The organism is Pseudomonas sp. ATCC 43928 (genome assembly GCF_005938665.2).
In the GTDB taxonomy this organism is placed as follows: domain Bacteria; phylum Pseudomonadota; class Gammaproteobacteria; order Pseudomonadales; family Pseudomonadaceae; genus Aquipseudomonas.
Window position 1 is genome coordinate 1,014,860 of the sequence record NZ_CP041753.1, and the last position, 21,436, is coordinate 1,036,295.

Annotated in this window: 21 protein-coding genes; 14 read left to right on the forward strand and 7 right to left on the reverse strand. The window is 59.2% G+C overall.

The window, feature by feature from the left end; genetic code table 11:
- Positions 1–74: 74 nt before the first annotated feature.
- Both FFH90_RS04530 and mmsB read left to right on the forward strand, forming a co-directional pair.
- Complete coding sequence (locus FFH90_RS04530; protein ID WP_018929419.1) at positions 75–1,592, forward strand: CoA-acylating methylmalonate-semialdehyde dehydrogenase; 1,518 nt, start codon at positions 75–77, stop codon at positions 1,590–1,592.
- 10 nt (positions 1,593–1,602) lie between these two features.
- The gene (mmsB, locus tag FFH90_RS04535) at positions 1,603–2,490 is read left to right on the forward strand and encodes a 3-hydroxyisobutyrate dehydrogenase (RefSeq protein ID WP_019582621.1); all 888 of its coding nucleotides are present in this window, start codon (positions 1,603–1,605) and stop codon (positions 2,488–2,490) included.
- Between the two features lie 95 nt (positions 2,491–2,585).
- Here the strand turns inward: mmsB and FFH90_RS04540 are convergent, their stop codons facing one another.
- Both FFH90_RS04540 and FFH90_RS04545 read right to left on the reverse strand, forming a co-directional pair.
- Positions 2,586–2,930, reverse strand: coding sequence for a cupin domain-containing protein (locus FFH90_RS04540; protein ID WP_007900627.1), 345 nt, complete (start codon positions 2,928–2,930; stop codon positions 2,586–2,588).
- Positions 2,931–3,085: 155 nt separating this feature from the next.
- A complete protein-coding gene (locus FFH90_RS04545) occupies positions 3,086–3,970 on the reverse strand; it encodes a LysR substrate-binding domain-containing protein (RefSeq protein WP_138866745.1) in 885 nt (294 codons plus the stop codon).
- Between the two features lie 94 nt (positions 3,971–4,064).
- Here FFH90_RS04545 and FFH90_RS04550 point away from each other — a divergent pair, with 94 nt between their 5' ends.
- Complete coding sequence (locus FFH90_RS04550; RefSeq protein WP_019651020.1) at positions 4,065–4,829, forward strand: sulfite exporter TauE/SafE family protein; 765 nt, start codon at positions 4,065–4,067, stop codon at positions 4,827–4,829.
- Here FFH90_RS04550 and FFH90_RS04555 read toward each other — a convergent pair.
- Entirely contained in the window at positions 4,819–5,133 is a 315-nt protein-coding gene (locus FFH90_RS04555; protein ID WP_018929423.1) for a putative quinol monooxygenase, read from the reverse strand. The genes FFH90_RS04550 and FFH90_RS04555 overlap by 11 nt on opposite strands.
- A gap of 159 nt (positions 5,134–5,292) precedes the next feature.
- Between FFH90_RS04555 and FFH90_RS04560 the strand changes: the two genes are divergently transcribed.
- The 8 genes from FFH90_RS04560 (at position 5,293) to FFH90_RS04595 (ending at position 13,750) form a co-directional block, all read left to right on the forward strand.
- On the forward strand, positions 5,293–5,883 hold the full coding sequence (locus tag FFH90_RS04560; RefSeq protein WP_018929424.1) for an NAD(P)H-dependent oxidoreductase: 591 nt from the start codon (positions 5,293–5,295) through the stop codon (positions 5,881–5,883).
- A gap of 55 nt (positions 5,884–5,938) precedes the next feature.
- Positions 5,939–6,850 (forward strand): LysR family transcriptional regulator, encoded by a 912-nt coding sequence (locus FFH90_RS04565; protein WP_018929425.1) that lies wholly within the window; start codon positions 5,939–5,941, stop codon positions 6,848–6,850.
- 114 nt (positions 6,851–6,964) lie between these two features.
- Positions 6,965–8,410: a SulP family inorganic anion transporter gene (locus FFH90_RS04570; RefSeq protein ID WP_086946398.1), complete on the forward strand. Its 1,446-nt coding sequence runs from the start codon at positions 6,965–6,967 to the stop codon at positions 8,408–8,410.
- A 139-nt stretch (positions 8,411–8,549) separates the two neighbouring features.
- Positions 8,550–9,284, forward strand: a complete 735-nt coding sequence (locus tag FFH90_RS04575; RefSeq protein WP_138866746.1) for a hypothetical protein — start codon at positions 8,550–8,552, stop codon at positions 9,282–9,284.
- A 251-nt stretch (positions 9,285–9,535) separates the two neighbouring features.
- Positions 9,536–10,885, forward strand: coding sequence for a gluconate:H+ symporter (locus FFH90_RS04580; protein WP_064616102.1), 1,350 nt, complete (start codon positions 9,536–9,538; stop codon positions 10,883–10,885).
- A 15-nt stretch (positions 10,886–10,900) separates the two neighbouring features.
- Positions 10,901–11,761, forward strand: a complete 861-nt coding sequence (locus FFH90_RS04585; RefSeq protein ID WP_019582627.1) for a MurR/RpiR family transcriptional regulator — start codon at positions 10,901–10,903, stop codon at positions 11,759–11,761.
- Between the two features lies 1 nt (position 11,762).
- Complete coding sequence (locus FFH90_RS04590) at positions 11,763–13,220, forward strand: D-aminoacylase (protein WP_138866747.1); 1,458 nt, start codon at positions 11,763–11,765, stop codon at positions 13,218–13,220.
- Positions 13,221–13,381: 161 nt separating this feature from the next.
- Positions 13,382–13,750 (forward strand): glyoxalase superfamily protein, encoded by a 369-nt coding sequence (locus tag FFH90_RS04595; protein ID WP_138866748.1) that lies wholly within the window; start codon positions 13,382–13,384, stop codon positions 13,748–13,750.
- Positions 13,751–13,862: 112 nt separating this feature from the next.
- Here FFH90_RS04595 and FFH90_RS04600 read toward each other — a convergent pair whose 3' ends face one another.
- Positions 13,863–15,782: a methyl-accepting chemotaxis protein gene (locus tag FFH90_RS04600; protein WP_018929432.1), complete on the reverse strand. Its 1,920-nt coding sequence runs from the start codon at positions 15,780–15,782 to the stop codon at positions 13,863–13,865.
- 260 nt (positions 15,783–16,042) lie between these two features.
- Between FFH90_RS04600 and FFH90_RS04605 the strand changes: the two genes are divergently transcribed.
- Complete coding sequence (locus FFH90_RS04605; protein ID WP_026286668.1) at positions 16,043–16,714, forward strand: phosphoglycerate kinase; 672 nt, start codon at positions 16,043–16,045, stop codon at positions 16,712–16,714.
- A 34-nt stretch (positions 16,715–16,748) separates the two neighbouring features.
- Positions 16,749–17,612, forward strand: a complete 864-nt coding sequence (locus FFH90_RS04610; protein WP_064616104.1) for a phosphatase PAP2 family protein — start codon at positions 16,749–16,751, stop codon at positions 17,610–17,612.
- On the opposite strand, the gene FFH90_RS04615 is transcribed toward FFH90_RS04610, so the two are convergent.
- Complete coding sequence (locus tag FFH90_RS04615) at positions 17,563–19,002, reverse strand: glycosyltransferase family 39 protein (protein WP_138866749.1); 1,440 nt, start codon at positions 19,000–19,002, stop codon at positions 17,563–17,565. The two genes, FFH90_RS04610 and FFH90_RS04615, sit on opposite strands and share 50 nt — an antisense overlap.
- Positions 19,003–19,195: 193 nt before the next feature.
- On the opposite strand from FFH90_RS04615, the gene FFH90_RS04620 reads away from it, so the two are divergent.
- Complete coding sequence (locus tag FFH90_RS04620) at positions 19,196–19,720, forward strand: GNAT family N-acetyltransferase (RefSeq protein WP_138866750.1); 525 nt, start codon at positions 19,196–19,198, stop codon at positions 19,718–19,720.
- 221 nt (positions 19,721–19,941) lie between these two features.
- Here FFH90_RS04620 and FFH90_RS04625 read toward each other — a convergent pair whose 3' ends face one another.
- Together FFH90_RS04625 and FFH90_RS04630 are read right to left on the reverse strand one after the other, a co-directional pair.
- On the reverse strand, positions 19,942–20,349 hold the full coding sequence (locus FFH90_RS04625; RefSeq protein WP_018929437.1) for a hypothetical protein: 408 nt from the start codon (positions 20,347–20,349) through the stop codon (positions 19,942–19,944).
- Complete coding sequence (locus FFH90_RS04630) at positions 20,346–21,038, reverse strand: DUF433 domain-containing protein (RefSeq protein WP_018929438.1); 693 nt, start codon at positions 21,036–21,038, stop codon at positions 20,346–20,348. The genes FFH90_RS04625 and FFH90_RS04630 overlap by 4 nt, the downstream gene beginning before the upstream one ends.
- Between the last annotated feature and the right edge of the window lie 398 nt (positions 21,039–21,436).

The window sequence follows — 21,436 nt, forward strand, 5'->3', positions numbered from 1 at the left end:
CATCTCAAGGCGACTTTCTCGCCTTGGCTCCCAAGATAGCTCTCTAAATAAGAACAACGTCCCGGAGACCCGACATGAACGCATCGCTAGAAACCACCGTACAAAAGGTCAAGTTATTGATCGATGGCGAGTGGGTCGAATCCCAGACCACCGAATGGCACGACATCGTCAATCCGGCGACCCAGCAAGTGCTGGCCAAAGTCCCTTTCGCGACCGCTGCTGAAGTCGATGCCGCCATCAGCGCCGCTCATCGCGCCTTTCAGACCTGGAAGCTGACGCCAGTCGGCGCGCGGATGCGCATCATGCTCAAGCTTCAGGCGCTGATTCGCGAGCACTCCAAGCGTATTGCCGTAGTGCTCAGCAATGAGCAGGGTAAAACCATCGCCGACGCTGAGGGCGATATCTTCCGTGGCCTGGAAGTGGTCGAGCACGCCTGCTCCATTGGCAGCCTGCAAATGGGCGAGTTCGCCGAGAACGTCGCAGGCGGTGTTGACACCTACACCCTGCGTCAGCCGATCGGCGTCTGCGCCGGCATTACCCCGTTCAACTTCCCGGCGATGATTCCGCTGTGGATGTTCCCGATGGCCATCGCCTGCGGCAACACCTTCGTGCTCAAGCCTTCCGAGCAGGATCCGATGTCGACCATGCTGTTGGTGGAGCTGGCGATTGAAGCCGGCATTCCGCCGGGTGTGCTCAACGTCGTTCATGGTGGCAAGGATGTGGTCGATGCGCTTTGCACCCACAAGGACATCAAGGCTGTTTCGTTCGTCGGTTCGACCGCGGTCGGCACGCATGTCTACGAGCTGGCCGGTAAACACGGCAAGCGCGTGCAATCGATGATGGGGGCCAAGAACCACGCCGTTGTGCTGCCCGATGCCAACCGCGAGCAAGCGCTTAATGCACTGGTCGGCGCCGGTTTCGGTGCGGCCGGGCAACGCTGCATGGCCACCTCGGTGGTGGTGCTGGTGGGCGCGGCCAAACAATGGCTGCCGGATCTCAAGGCGCTGGCGCAGAAACTCAAGGTCAATGCCGGCAGCGAGCCAGGCACTGATGTTGGCCCGGTGATTTCCAAGCGGGCCAAGGCACGGATTCTCGAGCTGATCGAAAGCGGGATCAAGGAAGGCGCCAAGCTGGAGCTGGACGGTCGCGACATCACTGTTCCGGGCTACGAGCAGGGCAACTTTGTCGGCCCGACCCTGTTCTCTGGCGTAACCCCTGAGATGCAGATCTACACCCAGGAAATTTTCGGCCCGGTGCTGGTAGTGCTGGAAGTCGACACCCTCGATGAGGCCATCGCCCTGGTCAACGCCAACCCGTTCGGCAACGGCACGGGCCTGTTCACCCAGAGCGGTGCGGCGGCGCGTAAATTCCAGTCGGAAATCGACGTTGGCCAGGTCGGCATCAACATCCCGATCCCGGTGCCGGTACCGTTCTTCAGCTTCACCGGTTCCCGTGGTTCGAAGCTCGGCGACCTCGGTCCGTATGGCAAGCAAGTGGTGCAGTTCTACACTCAAACCAAGACCGTCACTGCACGTTGGTTCGATGACGACAGCATCAACCACGGTGTGAACACCACCATCCACTTGCGCTAAGGAGCCGGACATGAAAATCGCTTTTATCGGTCTCGGCAACATGGGCGCGCCGATGGCGCGCAACCTGATCAAGGCCGGCCATTCGCTGAACCTGTTTGACCTCAATCAAACCGTGCTGGCCGAACTGGCTCAACTCGGCGGCACCATCAGCACTTCACCGAAGGAAGCGTCGAAAGACGCGCAACTGGTGATCACCATGTTGCCGGCAGCGGCCCATGTGCGCAGTGTCTGGCTGGGTGAAGACGGTGTGCTGGCGGGAATCGCCAAAGGCGTGCCAGCGGTGGATTGCAGCACCATCGATCCGCAGACGGCGCGAGATGTTGCCGCGGCGGCCGCAAAGCAGGACGTGGCCATGGCCGATGCCCCGGTTTCCGGCGGCACTGGCGGTGCAGCGGCCGGGACGCTGACCTTCATGGTCGGCGCCACGCCTGAACTGTTCGCCACTCTGCAACCGGTGCTGGCGCAGATGGGCCGCAACATCGTCCATTGCGGCGAAGTCGGCACCGGGCAAATCGCCAAGATCTGCAACAACCTGCTGCTGGGGATTTCCATGGTTGGTGTCAGCGAAGCCATGGCGCTGGGCAGCGCCCTGGGTATCGACACAACCGTGCTGGCGGGCGTCATCAACAGTTCAACCGGGCGTTGCTGGAGTTCGGAGATGTACAACCCGTGGCCGGGCATCGTCGAAACGGCGCCGGCCTCGCGCGGTTATACCGGCGGTTTCGGTGCTGAACTGATGCTCAAGGATCTGGGGCTGGCCACTGAGGCGGCACGTCAGGCGCACCAACCGGTCGTGCTCGGCGCGGTGGCCCAGCAGTTGTATCAGGCGATGAGCCTGCGTGGGGAAGGAGGCAAGGACTTCTCGGCGATCATCAACAGCTATCGCAAACCCCAATAAGGGGATTGTGGTGAGGGAGCAAGCTCCCTCGCCACAGGATTCATGCATGCCTTTTTACCGAGAGACCACGTCGGGTGGTCTCTCGGTTTTTTGCATCAGGCAAACACGAAATACTTGCGCACGGTTTCAACCACTTCCCATGTGCCTTTCATCCCCGGTTCGATGACGAAGATGTCACCGGCGCGCAGGTGGATCGGCGCCATGCCTTCCGGGGTGATGATGCAGTAGCCTTCCTGGAAGTGGCAGTATTCCCACTTCACGTATTCCACATACCATTTGCCCGGCGTGCAGATCCAGGTGCCCATGATCTTGCTGCCATCTTCGCTGGTGTACGCGTTGAGGTTGACGGTGTGCGGATCGCCTTCGAGCTTTTCCCATTTGCAGGCGTCGAGTACGGGCAACGGGTGAGTGTCGCGAAGAACGGTAATCGGTGCGGTCATGTGGACTCCGGGCCTTGGAATATAGAAAGTGGTACTGAAGAACTGAAGTCGCACCCTATAGCGCCCATGCTCCGCTCAGTTGTCTGTATTCGACATCGAGCTGTCCAGAAACGCGCAAACGCTCAAAGATTTTCCGGCGGGCAAAAACCTGCCCCTCAGGGCAGAGTCAAGGCGCTCAGCAAGGCCTGGGCATAACGGGGCAGTACGGTGAAGTCCCGGGCGCACAGCAACAGTTTGCGGCGAGCCCACGGCTCTTCCAGTACGACGCTTTTGAACGGCGTTTCAGCCGACCAGCGTTCGACCGCCGCCAAGGGCACGATTGCCAGCCCCGCTCCCCGGGCGACCATGCGCATCACGCCCTCGAAACCATCGGCGCGGATGCGGACCTGCATCCGCAAGCCGCTGTGCAGGGCCTGTTCTTCCAGGTAAATGGCCAAGGCGCTGTTGGCGTTCAGGCCGACGTAGTCGTGGTGCAAAGTGGCGCTGAAATTTAGCGGTCCGGTGTCGGCCAAGGGGTGATCACGCGGTAGGATCAGCACCAGCGGATCGTCGCGGAAATAGCGGGTTTGCAGGCCGTCGGTATCCACGGCGTCGGACACGATCCCCAGGTCTGCTGCGCCCTGGCGCAAGGCGTGGGTGATGCGTGTGCTGGGCAGCTCCTGCAGGTCGATGTCGAGGTTCGGATGGTCGCGCAGAAAGTCCGCCAGCAATTCCGGCAGGTACTCGGTGATCGCAGTGGTATTGCACAGCAACCGCACTTGGCCTTTGACGCCTTTGGCGTATTCGACCAGGTCCTGCTGCATGCGCTCGGCCTGTTGCAGCAGGACTCGAGCGTGCTGCGCCAGTGCCTTGCCGGCCGGAGTGGGGCTGACACCGCGGCGACCTCGCTCAAGAAACTCGATGCCCAGTGAGGCTTCCATCGCGCGGATTCGTGCACTCGCCGCCGCCAGCGACAAATGGCTGCGGGCGGCACCGGCGGTGATGTTGCCGGTGTCGAGGATGTTCAGGTAGAGGCGCAGGTCGGTGAGGTCGAAGTGCATACAGTGTCCCGGATCATTTGCCTCTTGTAGAGCAAGAGGCAGCCTCAGTATATGGCAGATTTTCAAGGCACCCTTCAGGGCCCACGATAGCCCCATGAATACACTTGCCGCGTTCTATCAACATCTGGGCTTGGCCCTGTCCTTATTGATTGTCGCCACTTTCCTGCTGGCTGGGATGATCAAAGGTGTGATCGGCCTTGGTCTGCCGACCATTGCCATGGGCCTGCTCGGCCTGGCTATGGCACCGTCGCAGGCTGCGGCGTTGTTGATCATTCCCGCGACGCTGACCAACGTCTGGCAACTGGCCTTCGGCGGTCATTTGCGCGGGTTGCTCAACCGGTTATGGCCGATGCTGCTGGCGATTTTCATCGGCACTGGTGCTGGCACAGTGTGGATCGGCATGGCCGGTGGACATTGGGTGGTACGGGGGCTGGGGGCGGCGCTGTTGATCTACGCCTTGAGCGGGTTGTTCCTGCCGACCTTGCGCGTCGGCGGTCGCACCGAGCGTTGGCTCGGTCCGCTCTGCGGTGTGCTGACGGGCGTCATCACCTCGGCCACCGGTGTCTTCGTGATTCCGGCGGTGCCTTATCTGCAAGCACTGGGCTTGAACAAGGATGAACTGGTGCAGGCGCTGGGCCTGTCGTTCACTGTCTCGACTCTCGCGTTGGCCGCCGGCCTGTCATGGCGCGGCGCCCTCGGCGGTGGCGAGTTGAGCGCGTCGCTGCTGGCGCTGATCCCGGCGGTGCTCGGCATGTTGCTGGGGCAATGGCTGCGCCAGCGGATCAGCGCCGTGTTGTTCAAGCGCGTGTTCTTCATCGGCCTCGGCGTGCTCGGCGGCCACTTGCTGATCAGCGGCTAGCGGACGATGTGCTGAGCATCTCGATCGGGCGGATATCGAAATCCTGCTCCAGATATTCCATGCGCATGTCGAGGAACTGCTTCATATGGGGCAGGTTCGAGTGCACGTCCAGATGGGCCTGGGATTGCCAGATCTCGTAGAAGATAAACAGCGTCGGGTCCTGCTTGTCGCGCAGCATGTGGTACTCGATGCAACCGGGTTCGGCGCGACTCGGTTCGACATAGGCACGGAAGAACGCTTCGAAGGCCTCGGCTTTTTCCGGGCGGGTCTTGGCGTGCAGGATGAAGCCTTGCAGTTCGCTCATCAGAATCTCCTAAACAGTCAGAATCGGCGCAAGTTTATGGCAACAATCGCTTGTTGATTCGTGCGTATAGGTCAAATGAATTTTGCGGATGGAGCGCTTATTCCGCGCGAGGCTGATCGTTAGGCTGCCGCCATCGATTCCAACCTTGCGAGATTTCTCATGAAAAAAGTCCTGTTGCTCAATGGCGGCAAAAAATTTGCCCACTCCGATGGTCGCTACAACACGACGCTGCATGAAGCAGCGTTGAGCGTGCTGGATCGCGGTGGTGTGGATGTGAAAACCACGTTCATCGACGAGGGCTACGACGTCGCCGAGGAAGTCGCCAAGTTCCTCTGGGCCGATGTGATCATTTATCAGATGCCCGGCTGGTGGATGGGCGCGCCCTGGACGGTCAAGAAGTACGTCGATGAAGTCTTCACTGCAGGCCACGGCAGCCTCTACGCCAGCGACGGCCGCACGCGCTCCGACGCGTCGCAGAAGTACGGCAGCGGCGGCTTGTTGCACGGTAAAAAGTACATGCTTTCGGTGACCTGGAACGCCCCGCAGCAAGCCTTCGACGACTCGACCGACTTCTTCGAAGCCAAGGGCGTGGACGCGGTGTACCTGCCGTTCCACAAGGCCAATACCTTCCTCGGCATGACCGGTCTGCCGACCTTTTTGTGCGTCGATGTGATGAAGCGCCCGAATATCGAAGCGGATGTGGCGCGTTATGAGCAGCACTTGACCGAGGTGTTTGGCCTTAAGGCATGACGCTCGGCTACTATCGATATCTGAAGCAGTGCAGGACTATCGATAAGGGACACACGTGAAAGCCAGATCCGATGAGTTGCAGATTTTCGTCTGCGTGATTGAGTGCGGGTCGATTTCGGCTGCGGCTGAGCAAGTCGGGCAAACGCCGTCGGCGGTCAGCCGCACGCTGTCGCGGCTGGAGGCCAAGCTCGATACCACGCTGATCAATCGCACCACGCGGCGCATGGACCTGACCGAAGAGGGCAAATATTTCTTCGAGCACGCCAAGCTGATTCTCGATCAGATGGACGAGCTCGAAGAGCGTCTGTCCTCACGCCAGCAAACCCCGTCCGGGCGACTGCGGATCAACGCCGCGTCGCCGTTCATGCTGCACGCCATCGTGCCGTACATCGATGAGTTCCGCCGTCTCTACCCGGACATCCAGCTCGAACTCAACAGCAACGATTTGATCATCGACCTGCTCGAACAAAGCACCGACATCGCCATCCGCATCGGCACGCTGGCCGACTCGACCCTGCACGCCCGCTCCCTGGGTTGCAGCCCGCTGCACATCGTCGCAAGCACAGCGTATCTGGAACAACACGGCGTACCGAGCGCTGTCGAGGATTTGAGCGAGCACACGCTGCTGGGCTTTACCCATAATGAAGGTCTCAACCAATGGCCACTGCGCTATGTCCATGGTGACCGCTGGCCGATTCAAGCGTCGATCAGTGCGTCGAGTGGCGAGACGATCAGGCACCTGGCGCTGGCCGGTCAAGGCATTGCCTGCCTGTCGCACTTCATGACCATCGACGACATCCGCGCCGGTCGCTTGCAGGTGCTGCTGGCGGAGTTCAACAGCGGTTATCGCCAACCCATCAACGCGGTGTACTACCGCAACTCGCAACTGGCCCTACGGATCCAGTGCTTTCTGGACTTCATCCAGGGCAAATTGGCGGCTTATGCGATTGCCGATTTCAGGGGCTGATTCGCAGACCGCGTGATCGTTCATTGCGAGCAGGCCACCCATTCACTGGCCCGCCCGCCGTCAATTCCGTAACATCCGCGTCCCTCTTTTCCCGCCTGTATTTTTAGGTAAGCCATGAAACCCAAACGTCTGCGCGCCGATGTCCTGGCCGGACTCACCACCTCTTTCGCCCTGCTCCCCGAATGTATCGCTTTCGCGCTGGTGGCCCACCTCAATCCATTGATGGGGCTTTACGGCGCTTTCATCATCTGCACCCTGACTGCGCTCTTCGGCGGACGGCCGGGGATGGTGTCTGGTGCCGCTGGCTCGATGGCGGTGGTGATCGTCGCGCTGGTGGTGCAGCACGGTGTCCAGTACTTGCTGGCGACGGTGCTGCTGGGCGGGCTGATCATGTTGGCGTTTGGTCTGTTGAGGCTGGGCAAGCTGGTGCGCATGGTGCCGCATCCGGTGATGCTCGGCTTCGTCAACGGTCTGGCGATTGTCATTGCGCTGGCCCAGTTGGAGCACTTCAAGAGCGGTGAGGCCTGGTTGAGTGGGGCGCCGCTGTACATGATGATCGGGCTGGTGGCGCTGACGATGGCCATCGTTTACCTGATGCCGCGCCTGACGCGGGCCGTGCCGCCGGCGCTGGTGGCGATTCTGGGCGTTGGGCTGGCGGTTTACCTGCTCGGCCTGCCGACCCGCACCCTGGGCGACATGGCGCACATTGCCGGTGGCTTGCCGGGTTTTGCGCTGCCAGACATCCCCTGGAGCCCGGAAACCCTGCGCATCATCGTCCCTTACGCGATATTGATGGCGGTGGTCGGCTTGCTGGAAACCCTGCTGACCCTGAACCTCACCGACGAGATCACCGAGAGCCGCGGTTATCCGGATCGCGAGTGCGTGGCCTTGGGCGCTGCCAACATGGTTTCTGGTGTGTTCGGCGGCATGGGTGGCTGCGCGATGATCGGGCAAACCGTGATCAACCTCAGCTCCGGCGGTCGCGGTCGGCTGTCCGGTGCGGTGGCCGGGGGGATGATCCTGCTGTTTGTGCTGTTCCTTTCGCCGCTGATCGAGCGCATTCCGCTGGCCGCATTGGTTGGGGTGATGTTCGTGGTGTCGCAGCAGACGTTCGCCTGGGCTTCATTGCGGGTACTGAACAAGGTGCCGCTGAACGATGTCTTGGTGATCATCGCGGTCACGGTGATTACCGTGTTCACCGATCTGGCCATCGCTGTGTTGTGCGGGATCATCATTGCGGCGCTCAACTTTGCCTGGCAACACGCTCGCGAGCTGTATGCCGACAGTCACGTTGAAGCCGACGGCAGCAAGCTCTACCTCCTGCACGGCACGTTGTTCTTCGCCTCGACGACGCCTTTTCTCAACCAGTTCGATCCCGCCAATGATCCGTCTGTGGTCACTGTCGACTGTCGCCACTTGAGCTTCGTTGATTACTCGGCCATCGCCGCGTTGAAGACATTGCGCGAGCGCTACACCAAGGCTGGCAAGCAGCTACGCGTGCTGCACTTGTCCGATCGCTGCAAGAAACTGCTCAAACGCGCCAGCGAGCATCACGACTGACATCGATGGGGGGCGTTCCTGTGCTCTGTGTCACGAGTGGTGGCGAATTATGGACAGTGTGATGGCTACTTAGTAGCATCCGCTGCATACGGATCTTTCTCCTGCGCGTCGATCGACGTGGGTCTATCAAGGAATCGAAATGCACAACTTTACCCATGGCGATAAAACCGTTTCTTTCACCGTCTTGAGCGGTGAAGTGGTGAGCAGTGAAAAAATCAGCGAGACCCGTGTGACATCCACGGGCGGCGTTCAGGTGAACGGTAACGACGGTGATGTGACGCCTGTGCGCATCAGTTCTGTTTCAATTATCAATCATGAGATCTGGGTCAAAACCCCGGACGGTACCGAGCACGATGTAAAGCTGCGCGGCATGGACATTCCTTTGCGCACAGGTCAGGAAATCTCTTTGATCAGTGCCTTGAAAAAGGATGGTTCGCCTCTGCACACCATTTTGCAGAACCACACAGCGTCCAAGCGATGGGTGCTGCGTGACGCGAGTGCACTGAATACCGAACTGGAGCTGTCGCCCTTTAACTGGAAGACAGTGCTGATCGTGCTTGGATTGTGCATCGCCGGTCTTGCTACGGCCGGGCTAGGCTTCCTGGCGGCGGCGGGCTATTTTTTCTACGCGTGGTATCGGGGCGCCCAGCGCAAGAAACTGCTGATTAGAGATTTGAACGCCTACATCGAGACCCTGGACAATCGAGTCGCCAGTCGCGAACAGGCGCCAAGCCCTGTTCAAGCCGAAAGCTCGGACCAGGCTGAAATCTCTTTCCAGGCCGAAAGTCCTGCACCGACGCTATCCCCTGCCGAGACTGAAAGCCCTGCGCTGAACAGTGATAGCGTACGCAGGGCGCTATCGCGCAATCTCTGATGACTTGATCTCGATACAGCAGAGTCAAGCCTGCCTCGATAGTGGAACTATCATCCCTCTACGCTGATTGTTCTCACGCAGAGGGATGAAAATTCCGCTATCCGATTTTCATAACCTGCGATCTCCCATACCTCTGCACGACATCCCTTACCCCTCCACGAAAATTACTTTCACTTCGTTTGAAAGTAGCCCGTCGAAATGATTTATGAGTTTCACAACCCATTCGACGTGACCCTTTCGAGGAGTACCGCATGACGCTTTCCTTCGGCTATTGGCTGTTGGTTTACGCCGCCATCGCCATCATTGCGCTGATCGTTCTGATCGCCCGTTACCGGATCAATCCCTTCATTGTGATCACCCTGGTGTCTATCGGCCTGGCGCTGTTGGCGGGGATGCCGCCGTCGGGTGTGGTGGGGGCGTATGAGGCCGGGGTTGGCAAGACGCTGGGGCACATTGCGCTGGTGGTGGCGCTGGGCACGATGCTCGGCAAGATGATGGCCGAGTCCGGCGGTGCGGAGCAGGTGGCGCGCACCTTGATCGACCGTTTCGGCGAGAAAAATGCCCACTGGGCGATGGTGTGTATCGCCTTTCTTGTAGGGCTGCCGCTGTTCTTCGAGGTTGGTTTTGTCTTGCTGGTGCCCATCGCATTCACCGTGGCGCGGCGGGTGGGCGTGTCGATTCTGATGGTCGGTTTGCCGATGGTTGCGGGGCTTTCGGTGGTCCACGCGCTGGTACCGCCACACCCGGCGGCGATGCTGGCGGTGCAGGTCTATCAGGCGTCGGTGGGGCAGACCTTGCTCTATGCGATTCTGATCGGTATTCCGACCGCGATTATCGCCGGTCCCCTTTACGCCAAATTCATCGTGCCGCGCATTCAACTGCCGGCCGATAACCCCCTGGAACGCCAGTTCCTGGAGCGTGAACCGCGCGATAGCCTGCCGGGTTTTGGTGTCACCATGGCCACGATTCTGTTGCCGGTGGTGCTGATGTTGATCGGCGGCTGGGCCAACCTGATCTCCACGCCGGGTAGCGGTTTCAATCAGTTCCTGCTGTTCATTGGCAACTCGGTGATCGCCTTGCTGCTGGCGACCTTGCTGAGTTTCTGGACCCTCGGCCTGGCCCAGGGCTTCAATCGCGAGTCGATCCTCAAGTTCACCAATGAATGCCTGGCGCCGACCGCCAGCATCACCTTGCTGGTCGGTGCCGGTGGTGGCTTGAACCGGATTCTGGTGGACGCTGGCGTCACCAATCAGATCGTCAGCCTGGCCGATGAATTCCAGTTGTCGCCGCTGTTGATGGGGTGGCTGTTCGCCGCGTTGATGCGCATCGCCACTGGTTCTGCCACCGTGGCCATGACCACCGCGTCAGGGATTGTCGCGCCGGTGGCCGTTGGTCTGGGTTATCCCCACCCGGAGCTGTTGGTGCTGGCGACGGGGGCGGGGTCGGTTATCTTTTCCCACGTCAACGACGGCGGCTTCTGGTTGATCAAGGAATACTTCAACATGACCGTCACCCAGACCTTCAAGACCTGGACAGTGCTCGAGACGCTGATCTCGGTGGTCGCCTTCGGCCTGACCGTTGGCCTTTCTCACCTGCTTTAGTCGGAGCCATCCGCCATGGACATCCTCTATCAGATCCGCGCTCGTCAGGAATCCTTCAGCGCCGGCGAAGGACGTATCGCTCGGCTGATGCTCGACGATGTAGGATTTGCCGCATCCGCCAGCCTCGATGAGCTGGCGCAGCGGGCGGAAGTCAGCACTGCCACGCTGTCGCGATTCGCCCGCACAGTCGGTTGCCGCGACCTGCGGGATTTGCGCCTGCAACTGGCCCAGGCCAGCGGCGTCGGTAGCCGCTTTCTGGACCCGGCGGGCACGCCTGAACAGTCGGCGTTCTATGGGCAGATCGTCGGCGATATCGAGTCGACCTTGCGCCAGCACCTGGCGGCGTTCGATGAGTCGCGCTTCGCCGATGCGGTGAAACTGTTGGGCAAGGCACGGATGATTCACGCCTTCGGCATGGGCGGCTGCTCGACCCTGTGCAGCGATGAACTGCAAGTGCGCCTGGTGCGCCTTGGCTACCCGATTGCGGTGTGCCACGACCCGGTGATGATGCGCGTCACCGCCGCCAGCCTTGGCGCCGAACACGCGGTCATCGCCTGCTCGCTGACCGGCATCACGCCCGAACTGCTCGAAGCGGTGGAGCTGGCGCGCAGCTACGGCGCACGAATTCTCGCCATCACCCGCGCCGACTCGCCGCTGGCGCAATTGGCCGATGTGCTGTTGCCGCTGCAAAGCGCCGAGACTTCCTTCATCTACAAACCCACGGCGGCGCGCTACGGCATGTTGTTGGCCATCGATGTGCTCGCCACCGAGCTGGCGCTGGCCAGTCCTGAAGACAATCAAGAACGTCTGCGGCGGATCAAACTGGCCCTGGACGACTACCGCGGCGGCGACGATCACTTGCCGCTGGGAGACTGACATGATGTACGACACGCTGATCCGCAATGCGCTGATTATCGATGGCAGCAACACCCCCGGTTACCCCGCTGACGTGGCGATTCTGAATGGCCGCATCGAGCGAATCGGCGATTTGCACGACGCTCGCGCCATCGAAGAAATCGAGGCCGCTGGCCGAGTGTTGGCGCCGGGTTTCATCGATGTGCATACCCACGACGATACGGTGGTGATTCGCCAGCCGCAGATGCTGCCCAAACTCAGCCAGGGTGTGACCACGGTGATTGTCGGCAACTGCGGGATCAGCGCGTCGCCGGTGAGTTTGCGCGGTGATCCGCCGGACCCGATGAACCTGCTCGGCACCGCCGCGGCGTTCGTGTATCCGCGCTTCAGCGACTATCGCGCGGCCGTCGAAGCGGCCAATACCACGCTGAACGTAGCTGCGCTGGTGGGGCACACCGCGTTGCGCAGCAATCACCTGGACGATCTGTATCGCACCGCGACCGACGCTGAAATCAGCGCGATGCGCGAGCAACTGCGCGATAGCCTTGAGGCCGGTGCCTTGGGTTTATCCACAGGCTTGGCCTACGCCAGCGCCTTCTCGGCATCCACTGATGAGGTGATGCAGTTGACCGAAGAGTTGACGGCATTCGGCGCGGTCTACACCACCCATTTACGCAGTGAGTTCGAACCGGTGCTGGAGGCCATGGACGAGGCGTTCCGCATCGGACGCCACGCACAGTCGCCGGTGATCATTTCCCACCTCAAATGTGCCGGCGCCGGTAACTGGGGACGTAGTCCGCAATTGCTGGCGTCCCTCGAACACGCCGCGAAAACCCACCCGGTGGCTTGCGATTGTTATCCCTACGCGGCGAGTTCTTCGACGCTGGACCTCAAGCAAGTCACCGACGCCCATCGCATCACCATCACCTGGTCCACGCCGCACCCGGAAATGGGGGGGCGGGATCTAATGGACATTGCTGCCGAGTGGGGCACTGCGCTGCTCGAAGCCGCCCGCCGACTGCAACCGGCGGGGGCGGTGTATTACGGCATGGACGAGGCCGATGTACGAAGCATCCTCGCGCATCCGCTGTCGATGATCGGCTCCGACGGTTTGCCGGAAGACCCGTTTCCGCATCCACGCTTGTGGGGCGCGTTCCCACGAGTGCTCGGACATTTCAGTCGCGACGTCGGCCTGTTTCCGCTGCATACCGCCGTGTACAAGATGACCGGGTTGTCGGCGGCACGCTTTGGCTTGAAGGAACGTGGCGAGATTCGTGAAGGGTATTGGGCGGATCTGGTGTTGTTCGATCCGGCGACGATTCGCGATGTGGCCGACTTCAACGATCCGCAGCGGGCGGCGCAAGGGATTGATGGAGTGTGGATCAACGGAGTCTGGAGTTACCGCGACGGGCAGGCGAACGGCAGAAGGGAAGGGCGATTTCTGGCGCGGGAGGGGGATTTGCGTAGAGGGTTTCATTGATCGCGCCTTCGTAGAAGCTGCCGAAGGTTCGGGCCGCGTTCGGACGATCTTTTGATCCAGGTCTCATGGTGGCACATTGCAGTTAAAGAAAGCCGTCACCAAGCCGAAGCGCTGACATCCAGCCCAGTCACACTGGGCTCATTCAGTCAGGGAGTTACCCCATGAGTTTCGGCAAAACCACCCCGATCCTGCGGATTTTCGATGAAACCAAGGCTTTGGAGTTCTACGTCGAGTTTCTGGGGTTCAAGATTGATTGGCAGCACCGCTTCGAGGCGAACCTCCCGCTGTACCTGCAAATCTCCCGTGGCGAGTGCGTGCTGCACCTCTCCGAACATCATGGCGACGCGACACCGGGCTCGGCCCTGCGCATCGAGACCGATGAGCTGGAGGCGTTCCAGCAGCAATTGCTGGCCAAGGACTATAAGTTTGCGCACCCACAAATCCAGGCGATGCCGTGGGGCAGTCAGGACATGACCGTGGCCGATCCGTTTGGCAATCGGTTGGTGTTTACCAATGCGATTAGTGTTTAAGCGTTAGATAGCCTTCGCGGGCAAGCCTCGCTCCTTGTACAGGTTACTCACTGAACCTGTAGAAGCGAGGCTTGCCCGAGAAGGCGATTTATCATTCACCGCAAAGTGAATATCAAACCCGGAAGTGACTCACCATCATCTGCAACTGATTGCCCAACCGCGCCAGCTCGACACTGGACGCAGCGGTTTCGTCGCTGGCGGTGGCGGTCTGTTCGGACACGTCGCGTACGTTGATGATGCTGCGGCTGATCTCTTCGGCCACGGCGCTTTGTTGCTCGGCGGCGGCAGCGATCTGCTGGTTCATTGACTGAATGTTGGACACCGTGCGGGTGATGTTTTCCAGTGATACGCCGGCCTTGCGAGTCAGCGCCACGCTGCTGTCGGTCAGGGTACGGCTGTTGTTCATCACCGCCGCCACTTGTTGAGTGCCGTTCTGCAAGCCGGCCACCAGGCCTTCGATTTCCTCGGTGGATTTTTGCGTGCGCTGGGCCAGGCCACGAACTTCGTCAGCCACCACCGCAAAACCACGACCAGCCTCACCGGCACGGGCCGCTTCGATGGCAGCGTTGAGGGCCAGCAGGTTGGTCTGCTCTGCCACGGCCTTGATCACATCCATGACGCTGCCGATCTTGTCGCTTTCCTGCTGCAGTACGCTCATCGCTTCAGTGGAACGCACCACTTCGCTGGCCAGGCGCTCGATCTGGGCGATGGCTTCGTTGACCACTTTGTCACCTTCGCGAGCTTCACCGTCAGCGGCGGCTGCGGCCTGAGAGGCTTCTTCGGCGTTGCGCGCGACTTCCTGCACGGTGGCCGTCATTTCGTGCATGGCGGTGGCGACCTGATCGGTTTCCACTTTCTGGCTGTTCACACCGGCGCTGGTCTGTTCGGTCACGGCCGACAGCTCTTCGGCGGCGCTGGCGATCTGGGTGACGCCATCGCGGATGCCGCTGATCAAGTCCCGCAGGGTCACGCCCATGCGCGCAATGCCTTGCTGCAACACGCCGAGTTCGTCGCGGCGGGTGACCTTGATGTCCTGAGACAAGTCACCACCGGCGATGCGCTCGACCACTTTAAGGGTATCGCGCAACGGACCGGTGATCTGACGGGTGATGACCACGGCGGCGATGATGCCCACCAGCAACGCCAGCAAGGTGCTGATCAATTGAAGTGTGCGGGCCTGGGCGCTTTCGGCATCACGGCGGTCGAGCTGGAATTGATACAGCTGATCGCTCAGGGTCACGATGGCGGCGCCCTGATCGGTCATTTCCTTACGCGCCTGCACCGCATCGCTGTTGGCGGCTTTATAGGCTTGCAAGGCACTGCGGTAGTTGCTCAGGGCGGTTTCCAACTGACGCAGCGCGTCTTGTTGTGTGTCGGCGAAATGCGCGTTCAGCGACTTCAGGCTGGCGATGGCCGCATCCAGTTGGGAAACGGCTTTCTGCTCGGTCTCGGCATTGGTGTTAGCGGTGTAGCCGCGCACTTCATAGCGGGCAAGAATGAACGCTTCCTTGGCGGCAGTGATGGCCAGGAACTGTTCGAAGCGCTGATCGCTCAAGGGCATTTGCTGTACGCGGATGTTGATTGCGTCGATCAGCTTGCTGGCGGTTTCGGCGTTGGCGCCCATGGCGTCGCGGGCGCTGTTGCCGGTGCGGTAGGCGCTGCGCATTTTGTTCAGCGACGTCTGATAAGCGGCGATGGTCGCGGCCTGCTCTTTGAGCATTTTGACGTTTTCAGGGTTTTTGAAGCTGCCCAGCAGGGCGGTTTGCTGAGCAACAAAACTGTCCAGGGTGGTTTGCACATTCTGTGCGGCGGTTTCGTCGCCGTTGGTCAGCATGTATTGCAGGCGAACCACGCGCAGCTTGGTCAGGCCGGCATTGAGCTGAGTGATGTCGCTCATCCAGTTGCTGCGGTCAATCAACCCGCCCAGGCTGGTCCAGCCGGTCAGGGCGAGAATGCAGGTCAGTGCCAGGACCAGGCCGAATCCCAGGCCCAGTTTCAAGTTCACGCTGATGTTGCCGAACCAGCTATTCATCAAATTCCTCCAGGAACGTTGCGCTTTCGATCGTCGGTTGGCTGGAAGATTTTTGTTTTTGGGAGCCAGCAAGGTGTGTAGCAGGTATGTATCGGCCGCAATCCCGGGAGCTGAAAGGATTTTGTCGGATGGATTCTGTAACAAGATTTTTACGCAGTTCTTAAGCTTTTTTTCACATGGGTTTCACCAGCAGCCAACGCGAGACTCGCTACCCTTGCGGTTTTGTATGATTGTGATGCATGCCGGCGAGGCGGCTGAACGTGGAATTGAGACTGAGTCTGTTCGGGATAAAACGCTCGATCGATCTGAGCCGTTTGGCCCGTTATCGAAACGCAATGGTCATCGTGGCCTCACTGCTGCTGGTGATTCCGCTGACCGTGTGGCTGTTGCGACCTGCGGCTGTGCCCGATCTGTCCCATGGCAATGTGGCGGGTGCCCGTGCGCTGGCTGCGGGGTGGGCCAAGGGCGACATGATCGTGCTGGTGCGTCACGTTGAGCGTTGCGATCACTCCACCGCCCCCTGTCTGATTGGCAATGATGGCATTACAGATCGCTCGCGCAGTGTGGCAGTGGGGGTCGGTGCGCAGTTTGAACGTCTGGGCCTGAACAAGACCGATATCTATAACAGTCCGATCATCCGTGCGGCACAGACCTCCAGTTATATGTTCAACAAGGTTGGCGTCGGCGAAGACTGGTTGATCAACTGCCGGGGCAGTATGTTACGTGATGCTCTGGCGCACAAAGTGGCGGGGCGCAACCTGATTCTGGTGACCCACAGCGAGTGCATGGCGGAACTCGAAAAAGAGCTCAAGCTGCCGACTGCTACTCTAGGCTACGGCGCTTCTCTGTTTATCTCCGCTGAAAAACCTCAGGAACCTCGTATGCTTGGTTCCATCGAGGCCTCTGACTGGCACTCGGTGACCACCGAATGAGCTTCTTCTTCATCACTCTGGATCTGGACGTACGATGCTGACTTCTTCCCGTTACCGCTTTTACTGGGTGAACTTTGGTATTCCGCTGGCCTGCGCGGTCGCGGTGTTCCTGATGTTTGACATGACCAAAATCGACATCGCTTTCAGCGATCTTTTTTATGACCCGGTTACCCAGGTGTTTCCGTTGGAGCATGTCCGTCTGTTCGAGCAGATCACCCATAAATGGGCGCGGATCATCCCGAACTGGACGGGTGAGATTGCGATCATCGGCGCCTTGCTGTCATTTCTCTGGCCGCGACTGAAGGCTGAAAAACATTCGAAGATCATCGCCTTCCTGGAAAAAATCAAAGTCGCGCCTGTGCTTCGGTTCGCCAGTAAACACCGCCGGGACTTCCTGTATGTGGTGTTCGCGTTTTCCATCAGCACCGGCGTTATCCACTACCTCAAGAGCCACACCAGTGTGTATTGCCCGGTTGAAACCACTCAGTACGCCGGGAAAATCGAGCACAAGGAGTGGTACCAGAATTTTGACCTGCTGAAAGAAGCCGGTGACGGTCGCTGCTGGCCGGGTGGGCATGCGTCGGGCGGCTTCACCATGCTCGCGCTGTACTTCGTGGCTCGCCGCTACCGCTGGCGGTACGCTAAAGCGATGATGTACGGCTCGCTGCTGCTCGGTTTCGTCTACGGCACGACACGGGTCCTGCAAGGCTGGCACTACATGTCCCACACCTTTTGGGCCGGGATCTTCGTGTGGCTGACGTGTTTACTGACGGCATTGGCGTTCTATGGGCGGGCGCGACTGGAGCTGCCGGTGCTGCAAAAGGCTGAGCTACCCGTCGCTGAGCCGTTTACAGGGTTACAAAGTAGTAAGCCTGACGCCCCACCATCATTGTCTTGATCACCTTTAAGGGCGCGGCGGGTTCATTTACACCAGACATGAGTGCCACATTAGCCGGTGAGGCGCTCAGAAACTCATGCAATTGCGCCTCGGTATCCAGGCCTTTGAGTACGCGTCGGGTGTAGAACACGCTGGCGCCGCCCACCCGCTCGTTGGCTTGAAACAATGCGACCTGCTGCCCGCTGGCCTGGAATGCCTGAATCTGTTCAGTCAGCGGCAGGAAGGACAGCGTGCGATCAGCGTGAGGCAATACCCATTGTGCGGCAGCGAGGTAGCTGCCAATCACCACGGCCAGTACGCCAACCCCTATACCGCGACGATGCCGGACAATCAGCCCCGGCAAGGTCGATGCACCGGAGTAGGCCTGAAGTCGCTCGAACAGCACGCTCGCATATTCCGCGGCAATCACCGCCGCTGCAGGCGTCATGGACATCAGGTACACCGTGCGTTTGCTCGACGCCAGGGTCAGCATGACGAACTGCGCCAGCAGCCACACCGTGAAGAACAACAGGTAACGATTGGCCATCAGGCTTTTGCGAAAGTGCCACAGCCCCAGGTACACCAGAATGTTCCAGGGCGCGAAGGTCTCCGGCAGTTTGGCCAGGTAGTAGTAGAACGGTTCGTAATGGCCGGCCTCGACGAAGGAGCCGCTGAAGCGCCCGACACTATTGGTCAGCAACACTTCCCCCACGGCATGCGCACCATCGCGTTGATACAGCACCGCGAGCCAGATCATCAGCGGCACCAATCCCAACAGTGTCAACAGGCCGGGGCGCAGCCAGTCCGAGGGCTTCAGGCGCTTGTCCATCAAGGTTTCGGTCAGCAGATACGCGAAGATCACCACCCCCGGCATCGCCAGCCCCAGTACGCCTTTGCTCAAGGTCGCGATGGCGATCCCTGATGCAAAAAGCAGGGCGTTGCCGACAGTCGAATACCGTGTCCCCTGAAAAAATGCCAGCAGCGCCATGCTCACGCCGAAGGCCAGCAACGCGTCTTCGCCGACGCTGCGCGTGTTGCTCCAGTAACTGGCCATGGTCGCCAGCAAAATCCCCGCCGTCCAGGCAATGACCTTGGGCCGGTCGAACCGCCGCAGCATCGCATACAGCAACATCACGCTGAACAACCCGGCAAACGCCGACGCGAGCCGCACCGCCCACGGCGTACCGCCGAATGCGCGAATCGCCCCGGCGTCGAGCCACAAGCTCAAGGGCGGTTTCTCAAGAAATGGCTCGCCGAACAAATGCGGGGTCACCCAGTCGTTATCCAGGTGCATCTCCATGGCAATTCCGGCGACCCGGGCCTCCGTGGAACCTTGTAATTGGTGATTGCTTAGGGCGAAGAAAAACAGCAGAGCGGCGAGTAGAAACAGTGAAGAGACGGGGCGTGACATGAGTTTCTGGCTAACCGAGCAGGGGACCGGGAACCCCAAGCATACGAGTTGAATGCTTAACGAAACATGAACGGCCAGCGAGAGGTGACGGGTGACGTTGGGGCAGCACTAACGGGGGGCGATCTGAGTAGCAGCGTCCTTCCAGGCGCTGTTATTGTCTGACGTCATGGAGTTGGTAGTTAAGGATGATGCAATGGAGCTTGCGCTGACCGTTGGTATTCACACATTGAGATTGAGCGCCCCCGACCCCGGATGGTGTAAAGCGTTGCAGCATGCGCTGAATGCCAGTTTTACAGTCCACTGCGAATTTCTGCCCTGGGCCAAACCCTACACCACCGAGGACGAGGCCCGATCGTTCCTCGCGCGGGCAGTCGATGAATTCAAAAGCGAAACCGGTGAGCGGCGGCTGTTTATCGTCGACGATACCGCGCGCGCGATCATCGGCTGCATTGGCTTGAAGCCCCGGCGCCGTAACCGGTATGTGGTCGGCTACTGGGTCAATACCGAGTATTCGGGCAAAGGCTATATGCGCACGGCGCTTGAAGCGTTGATCAAAAGCATGCCCGGTTTCACGTTTTACCTGACCATCGCATCGGCCAATGTGGCGAGCCAGCGGCTGGCCGAAGCGGCCGGGTTTGGTTTGATCAGACGGTGTTATCAGAGGCCTTGTTTGCAGCCGCATGAGGCGCAGGTTACGTATCTGTATCGGTTGAAATGATGGTGGGAGCAGTCACTGGAACCGACCGCTAACCAGATCGCAGGCAAAAAAAAGCCCGCGGGAGGGCGGGCAAACCGTAGTTTCTTGAATGAGCGAGGGGGAATGTACAGGTTGGAGGGGGGGCGGTGGGGTGAAGAAAAATTCATGTGGATGGATGGCTTCAGTCGCTCGTAGCTTCACCAAAGGTATGAATGAAAAGAAGCCCTGTCACGGTTCGGGGTTTATATTTTTATTTGATCAAATTTTCCGTGCGCCGGACATTTCCACGGTACGCGGAACGCAGCGCCACCTCCATTCAGATGTGCCTGACTCATGATCGACGGCCACCATCGCACCAGGTTATGCGCTTTGTTCCAATAAGACTCGTTTCCCCAATGCTTGGCCAAACAGAAGACCGGCAGTCCGCACTCGCGGAACGCTCTCTTTTCAATATCACCTTTTGTGAATTTGTCTTGAGAGATGACAGCCCATCCACCTTCTTCTCTCAGCACTGATATCCATGCCACATCAGCGGTGCTTTGCGGAAATTTATCCCTTAAAGACAGTACCGAATGGCCCTCAGCTTTAGTCAGTTCGTTCAAGGCTCGGGCCAACGCAGGGGGAAGATTGTTATCCAATAGGAACTTCAAGCCGCATTCCTTTGCTCAAAACTGACCGCTGCCTCAACTGCAGCAATAGGTATTTCATAGAGGCGGGCTACACGTTTGACGTCTCTGCCTTCAGCTCTGTAGGCGCTAAAAATGGCTGCTGTGTCAATTCCCGTACCTGACAGGACAGGTTTTCCAAAGTTTCGAGAGGGGTCGAGAACGATGGCTTTGCTGCGTTTGACCGGATACCAGCGCTGCGCTGAGCCTGATCCTGTGTAGTCGATACCTTCATAGAGCGAAGGTTTGATGACTTGTTCGAATGCATACTGTCGCTTGATCAAGTCCAGAAGTGCCTCATCCCCTGTTTCACCCATCACCGTGGCGAAGATGCTTCGTCCGTCGGTTTGAAAGCGTTTGCAGGTGAATGGGTACGCTTGGTTAAACAACTCTTTTGCTTGCTGCGAGGCACTACGGATGGCTTGCAGGCTTACGCCGTGTTGGCGAAAAGCATGAACGAAACGAATTTCCAGTAAGTCATGAAAACCTAGAACGCACTCGTTCACATCAGACAGCTCTGAGTCCCAAAGCCCCGGATGTTGAACACCGTGGGCGGTGTACCCGAATAACCAGCGGCGTATATCGGTAGCTGAAATCCCGGTGTAGAGCGAAGCTTCTGCTGGGGTGTACAAGCCAATGCCGACAAGGCGGCTAGGTAGCTTAATGTTTTGCATGTTGGCCTCCTTGTCAGCAGGTGATCCGATGGATGGATTCTGGTCGTAAGGGTGAACTCAAGCAACTGGTCGGGGACGAACCGCTGTTTTGTTTGGGCAGAGTAGGTTTGAAGCGTGAGCTACACAATCAGCTCGGAGTCGTCACGGCTTGCAGGAAATTTCTGAAAACCCTGTCCTGTAAGTCGCTTGGGCGAAAACGTGGCTACTCTGTCGTCTATTGAGTCGACAGTAAGTTGCAGATTATGAAACCTAGTGTTGAGTCGTCTGACACTGCATTGTCTCGTATAAGTAACATTCAGCTTCAATTGTCACGCATACAGAACATCTCTACCCATTCAAAGCCCAAAAAGGCACCTGCGATATTCTCGTCAGGTGCCTTTTTGTGTTGGGGGAGCGGT

What these genes read in the sequence shown, in the direction of transcription:
- FFH90_RS04530 (WP_018929419.1), top strand. Translation starts at nt 75, where the DNA reads ATGAACGCATCGCTAGAAACCACCGTACAAAAGGTCAAGTTATTGATC.
- mmsB (WP_019582621.1), top strand. Translation starts at nt 1,603, where the DNA reads ATGAAAATCGCTTTTATCGGTCTCGGCAACATGGGCGCGCCGATGGCG.
- FFH90_RS04540 (WP_007900627.1), bottom strand. Translation starts at nt 2,930, where the DNA reads ATGACCGCACCGATTACCGTTCTTCGCGACACTCACCCGTTGCCCGTA.
- FFH90_RS04545 (WP_138866745.1), bottom strand. Translation starts at nt 3,970, where the DNA reads ATGCACTTCGACCTCACCGACCTGCGCCTCTACCTGAACATCCTCGAC.
- FFH90_RS04550 (WP_019651020.1), top strand. Translation starts at nt 4,065, where the DNA reads ATGAATACACTTGCCGCGTTCTATCAACATCTGGGCTTGGCCCTGTCC.
- FFH90_RS04555 (WP_018929423.1), bottom strand. Translation starts at nt 5,133, where the DNA reads ATGAGCGAACTGCAAGGCTTCATCCTGCACGCCAAGACCCGCCCGGAA.
- FFH90_RS04560 (WP_018929424.1), top strand. Translation starts at nt 5,293, where the DNA reads ATGAAAAAAGTCCTGTTGCTCAATGGCGGCAAAAAATTTGCCCACTCC.
- FFH90_RS04570 (WP_086946398.1), top strand. Translation starts at nt 6,965, where the DNA reads ATGAAACCCAAACGTCTGCGCGCCGATGTCCTGGCCGGACTCACCACC.
- FFH90_RS04575 (WP_138866746.1), top strand. Translation starts at nt 8,550, where the DNA reads ATGCACAACTTTACCCATGGCGATAAAACCGTTTCTTTCACCGTCTTG.
- FFH90_RS04580 (WP_064616102.1), top strand. Translation starts at nt 9,536, where the DNA reads ATGACGCTTTCCTTCGGCTATTGGCTGTTGGTTTACGCCGCCATCGCC.
- FFH90_RS04585 (WP_019582627.1), top strand. Translation starts at nt 10,901, where the DNA reads ATGGACATCCTCTATCAGATCCGCGCTCGTCAGGAATCCTTCAGCGCC.
- FFH90_RS04590 (WP_138866747.1), top strand. Translation starts at nt 11,763, where the DNA reads ATGATGTACGACACGCTGATCCGCAATGCGCTGATTATCGATGGCAGC.
- FFH90_RS04595 (WP_138866748.1), top strand. Translation starts at nt 13,382, where the DNA reads ATGAGTTTCGGCAAAACCACCCCGATCCTGCGGATTTTCGATGAAACC.
- FFH90_RS04600 (WP_018929432.1), bottom strand. Translation starts at nt 15,782, where the DNA reads ATGAATAGCTGGTTCGGCAACATCAGCGTGAACTTGAAACTGGGCCTG.
- FFH90_RS04610 (WP_064616104.1), top strand. Translation starts at nt 16,749, where the DNA reads ATGCTGACTTCTTCCCGTTACCGCTTTTACTGGGTGAACTTTGGTATT.
- FFH90_RS04615 (WP_138866749.1), bottom strand. Translation starts at nt 19,002, where the DNA reads ATGTCACGCCCCGTCTCTTCACTGTTTCTACTCGCCGCTCTGCTGTTT.
- FFH90_RS04620 (WP_138866750.1), top strand. Translation starts at nt 19,196, where the DNA reads ATGGAGCTTGCGCTGACCGTTGGTATTCACACATTGAGATTGAGCGCC.
- FFH90_RS04630 (WP_018929438.1), bottom strand. Translation starts at nt 21,038, where the DNA reads ATGCAAAACATTAAGCTACCTAGCCGCCTTGTCGGCATTGGCTTGTAC.